This window comes from Jatrophihabitans lederbergiae, assembly GCF_031845305.1.
Classification (GTDB): domain Bacteria; phylum Actinomycetota; class Actinomycetes; order Mycobacteriales; family Jatrophihabitantaceae; genus Jatrophihabitans_A; species Jatrophihabitans_A lederbergiae.
This window is the reverse complement of record NZ_JAVREH010000106.1, coordinates 1-4,700: the sequence shown is the minus strand read 5'-3', so window position 1 is coordinate 4,700 and position 4,700 is coordinate 1. Positions and strand designations below refer to the sequence as shown.

Below are 4,700 nucleotides of genomic sequence, written 5' to 3'. Positions count from 1 at the left end.
ACAACCCGATATTCTTCACCCTGAAGGTGCTCCTCGCTCCGCATGAACTGGTCGTCGCAACCCTGATTCTTGCTGGCTTGGAGCACTTTTCAGTTGATCAACGCGCCGCCCTCATGAAAGCCCCGGGTTAGTGTGCACGCAGTACTTGCACATACGCAACTACCAGTGACACCCACCCGGTGGGCCTGACGATCTGGGAGCTCTGATCGACCTGGCTCTGTCGTGGCTATATTCCGGCGCCGTTGGCGTAATACTGCTGGTCTTCGCGCCAACCGCCCATGCCCAGTCCGATATCTGCGATGTCGGCGACGAGCTCGATGCCGGTGATCCATTTGACCATCTTGAATCCGAGTTGGGTCTCGACGCGCAATCGGAGTGGGGCGCCGTGCTCGACTGGGAGTGGTGCCCCGTTCATGTCCAGCGCGAGGATGCATTGCGGGTTGGCGGCTAGGTGGAGCGGGATGGTGCCGTAGAAGTAGCCGTAGCGGCCTTCGCCTTCGGTCAGGCCTTTGTCGTCCATGGCGTAAAACACGATGTATCGTGCCGCGCGGGCAGGGCGTACTTCGGCCATCAGCCGTTCGAGCGGGATCCCGGCCCATTCCGCCACGGCTGTCCAACCTTGGATGCAGTTGTGCTTGGTGATTTGGCGCCGTTCCCCCAGTGCGCGCAGCTGGTCCAGTGACAGAGTCATCGGGTTCGCAACGAGGCCGCCGACGCTGAGCCGGTAGTCCCGAAAGCCGTTGCGTGCCATTCGCTCGTACTCCTCGCCCGCCGGAGGGTAGCCGTTGACTCGGTGGTAGGCGGAGATGTCGCTGCGGCTGAAGTGTTGCCGGGAGGTGAAGACGCGGGACAGGACCCGTTCGAAGGGATCGACCATGAACCCAAGCAGGCGTTGCGTGCGGCGTCGATAACGCAGCGAGAACCAGGTGATGATCACGTGGAACAGCAGGATCGCGAACAGTCCGCTCAGGCCGAGGCCCAGGGCCAGGCGGCGGTTGCCGTTGGGGTTACCGAGGACGATCGCGGCGAACTCCTTCGGCAGGCCGTGGACGATCACCAGGAAGACGTGCACGACGATGAACGCGCCGAATGCGCACATGCCGAGGAAGTGGAGGGTGCGGGCGCCTTGTTTGCCGCCGAACAGCTTGCCGGAGCGCGGGAAGCGGGCCAGCAGTGAAGGTGACATCGCAGCGCCGGTGGCGATTTGAAACGGGGCGAGCAGGAAGATGACCATGAAGTAGGCCAACTTCTGGGCCGGTTCGAACGGCTGACCGGGGATCTTGGCGGGTATCTGGAAATGTAGGTATGTGCCGATGGCTTTGATTGAGTTGGGCACGATCGACCAGTGGGTTGGCACCAGGTAGTGCCAGTAGCCAGTGGCGAACACTAGGCTGATGTAGACAGCTCCTGTCACGATCCAGAACTGGATCGTCATGAAGTGCCAGTGCCGCCCGAGGCCTAAGTTCTTGTGACCGGGCAGAGCGACAACCGGTGACCAGGACTCCTCCTCCTCCAGTGAGGACCATGGTTTTCGGGAGTCAGCGGAGAAGGTCTTCTTCGTCAGGCGCAGCCACTCGCGCCCGGGCGGGCAGTCGTCGCGCCAGTAGAGCTTCGGAAACGCCGACAGCACTTCGATACCGGAGCGGAACAGCAGCAGCATGAAGAAGATGTTGAGAAAGTGGGTCACGACCATCCACATGGGGAACCACGCAGGCATCGTCAGATCACTCCTTCAGCCTTCCGCCGCCAACGGCAACGGGGAGGGACCGTGTCCGATGCGCAGCTGTTGTCAGCGTAGGCGCAACCGTTGCATATTCGAAACGACTGGTGACAGACTGGCTGTCTGGAGACCGCAACAACGGTCGGCCTCCGGAAGGGTGTAGGGATGCAGGGCAGCAGCGGGTCGGCGGCAGGCGTGCAGCAACGGCTCGCGTGCCTGCGGCATGACCTGCTGGGCGGACGCGGCCCGGGAGCGACGACGGCCGAGGTCTCTCGCCATACTCGCGACCGCCGGCAGCTCGGCGGCGTTCGCACACCGGCCGAGCTGGAGTCCGTGCACCAGCAGACTCAACGCGAGCGTGTCGGTGACCCGGCACGCGGACGCCGGCCCGCTCCGGCCGATGCCACCGCGTTCAGACCGATCGTGCTCGGCGCCGTAGCTGCGCTGGTCGTCAGCTCGATCCTGTCCGCTCGAGCGCGTCGCCGACGCCGCACTCGCGGTGGTTAAGCGGCTTCCCACCCATCGCGATCCAAGAGGCATCCGTTAGCCGCACTCGGGGAAAGGTAGCTACGGTGATTCCGCCATCCGGTCAGCAGTTCGAGCTCCGCTGCGGCGAACAGCACGCCACCATCGTCGAGGTCGGCGGCGGTGTCCGGGCATACCGCGTCGGAGACCGCGACGTCCTCCAGCCCTACCCTGTCGATGCCATGTGCGACGGAGCGCACGGGGCGCCGCTGATTCCCTGGCCCAATCGGCTGGCCGACGGCCGATATCGCTTCGACGAGACCGACTACCAGGTTGCGCTCACCGAGCCTGACAAACACAACGCGATCCATGGACTGCTGCGTTGGCGCTCGTGGCGCCCGGTCCACCAGTCCGAGGACCGCATCGTCATGGCTGCCCGGCTGCACCCGCTCGAAGGCTATCCGTTCCTCCTCGATGTGGAGATCCAGTACCTTCTCGACACCGCCGGCCTGACCGTGACCACGACCGCCACCAACGCAGGTGACCGCCCGTGCCCGTACGGCTGCGGGCAACACCCCTATCTGGCGCCCAGCTCCGGATTAATCGACGACTGCACCGTTCGCCTGGCCGCGGAAACCCGCATCGTCACCGATCCTGCGCGGGAACTACCCACCGGGGTCGAGGCGGTCGAGGGTACGCCGTTCGACTTTCGCGCCGGCCGACGAATCGGTGATTTGCAGGTGGACTATGCGTTTACTGACCTCGTGCGCGATCACGAGGGCCGAGCGTGGGTGATTCTGACTGCACCCGATGGCGACAGCGTTGAGCTGTGGGTAGACCGCTCCTATCCCATTGTCGAGCTGTACACCGCTGACACGCTCGCGGTGCACCGCCGCCGTCGAGGGTTGGGCACCGAACCGATGACGTGTCCCCCGAACGCGTTTCAGTCCGGGCGGGGCGTCGCCCGCCTGAAGCCAGGCGAATCGAAGGTGACCGCCTGGGGGGTCCGCTTAGCTCCGTAGGGGCTCACGGCAGGCGTGCGTGCTTGCTTGACCGAACGTCGTTCGGGCGACCGTCCTTGGAATCCTTCGCCGACGCCGCCGGCGACGTTCCGGAGTATCACGCCGGAGACACGCAATGGACTCACTACCAATGGGAGGCAACCGATGCCAGTGCACACCGAAGTCGACACTGCGACGGGACGTGGAACCCTGACTTTTGTCCTCGCCGATAACCGTCACGACGCACCGATATCGGTCGTCGGGTCGTTAAACCCGGATGCACCACGCAGTTTGGTGATGGCGTGTAGTGATCTTGAGGTTGGTCTGGTGCCCGGAGGGCGTGGCCGAGTCGCCGATCTGTTCGGCGTTTCCACTGATGTCTCCGGTCGGGCCTGAGGGCGGTGGCCGAGCGAGTTCATGCTGGGGCTGGTGGTCCGGTCGCGGCGGTGAACAGTCGTTGCCAGGCGTCTGCCCAGGGCCAGGTGGCGGGCAACCGTAGCGTGTTGCGCCGGGCGGAGCGGGTGATGCGGGCAGCGACGGTGATCAACTGGCGTCGGAGGGTCGCGGTGGTGGCTTTGGCGTGGAAGCTCGAGGCCAGCGTGCCGGCGGCGCGGGTGAGGTTGAACGCCATCGCGGCGAGCACGAGCCAGGCCGAGTTTGGCATTGCAGGCGTGCCACGTCGTGATCGCCGGGCAGCAGTTCGACGGCGTCGGAGCGAAAGACGGTGGCACAGCTGGGTTCCAATCCGACGACGAGGCCGCTGACCCGCACGTGCGCGGCCAGTGCCGTCACTGTTCGCCGTAGGACCCGTTTGCGGTGGCTCAGTTGACCGGTGCTGATCCAGGTCAGCCCGCAACACAGCTCCACCGCGGGGGTAGCAGGACTCGCCATCGGCGTCTTCGAGCAGCTCGATCGCCGCCTGCCCGACGGCCGGGTTCAGGCAGTTGGTGAACGTGTCGGGCCACAGCAGCACCGACCCGCGGTAGCCGGCGGCCCCGAGCACCGCGGTCCCGGTACCAGCCCTGCAGCGTCCTCGGCGAAGGGTGGGACGCGGCGCCGTGCATCGATGCCGGCGGCCGCGGCCACGGCTCGGCGCAGAGCGGGGTGTCTGGGTGACGCCGTTCATCAAGTGGGCGGCGCGCAGGGTGTCGGTGGTGTGCGCGAGGATCGGAGCCAGCCATCGACAGGTCAGCGAGCAGCCGGCCACCTCCTGACCAACTCACCGCAGGACCGCCACCCGCAGCACCCGACGCGCAACAGATGTGGGCCGATCAGTACTGCATACCGCCAGCGAAAATGCGGACGCAGTGCATGGGGTACATCAGCGACCATTCTGCCTCGAACGACCGGCTCGTCCACCTCGCCAATACGCGCCTAGCGGGAGCCCGCTAGCCCCAATACCGTTCAGTTAAACTTACAACGGTGTAGTTTGGTGACATGCCTCGTGCTGGATGGGTGAAGCCGGAGACGGGTCGTCGGTTGTCGGATCTGGTGTCGGTGGGTGTGCTGACCCG

Annotated in this window: 3 protein-coding genes and 1 pseudogene; 2 read left to right on the top strand and 2 right to left on the bottom strand. The window is 65.2% G+C overall.

Features of this window, described 5'->3' with window-relative positions:
- Window positions 1–226 precede the first annotated feature (226 nt).
- Window positions 227–1,693: a molybdopterin-dependent oxidoreductase gene (locus RM423_RS24015; protein ID WP_311425565.1), complete on the bottom strand. Its 1,467-nt coding sequence runs from the start codon at window positions 1,691–1,693 to the stop codon at window positions 227–229.
- Window positions 1,694–1,885: 192 nt separating this feature from the next.
- Here RM423_RS24015 and RM423_RS24010 point away from each other — a divergent pair, with 192 nt between their 5' ends.
- Together RM423_RS24010 and RM423_RS24005 are read left to right on the top strand one after the other, a co-directional pair.
- Window positions 1,886–2,227, top strand: a complete 342-nt coding sequence (locus RM423_RS24010; RefSeq protein ID WP_311425564.1) for a hypothetical protein — start codon at window positions 1,886–1,888, stop codon at window positions 2,225–2,227.
- 65 nt (window positions 2,228–2,292) lie between these two features.
- Entirely contained in the window at window positions 2,293–3,207 is a 915-nt protein-coding gene (locus RM423_RS24005) for an aldose 1-epimerase family protein (RefSeq protein WP_311425563.1), read from the top strand.
- A 394-nt stretch (window positions 3,208–3,601) separates the two neighbouring features.
- Here the strand turns inward: RM423_RS24005 and RM423_RS24000 are convergent.
- Window positions 3,602–3,844: pseudogene (locus RM423_RS24000) on the bottom strand (transposase); the annotation flags it as partial.
- Window positions 3,845–4,700 lie beyond the last annotated feature (856 nt).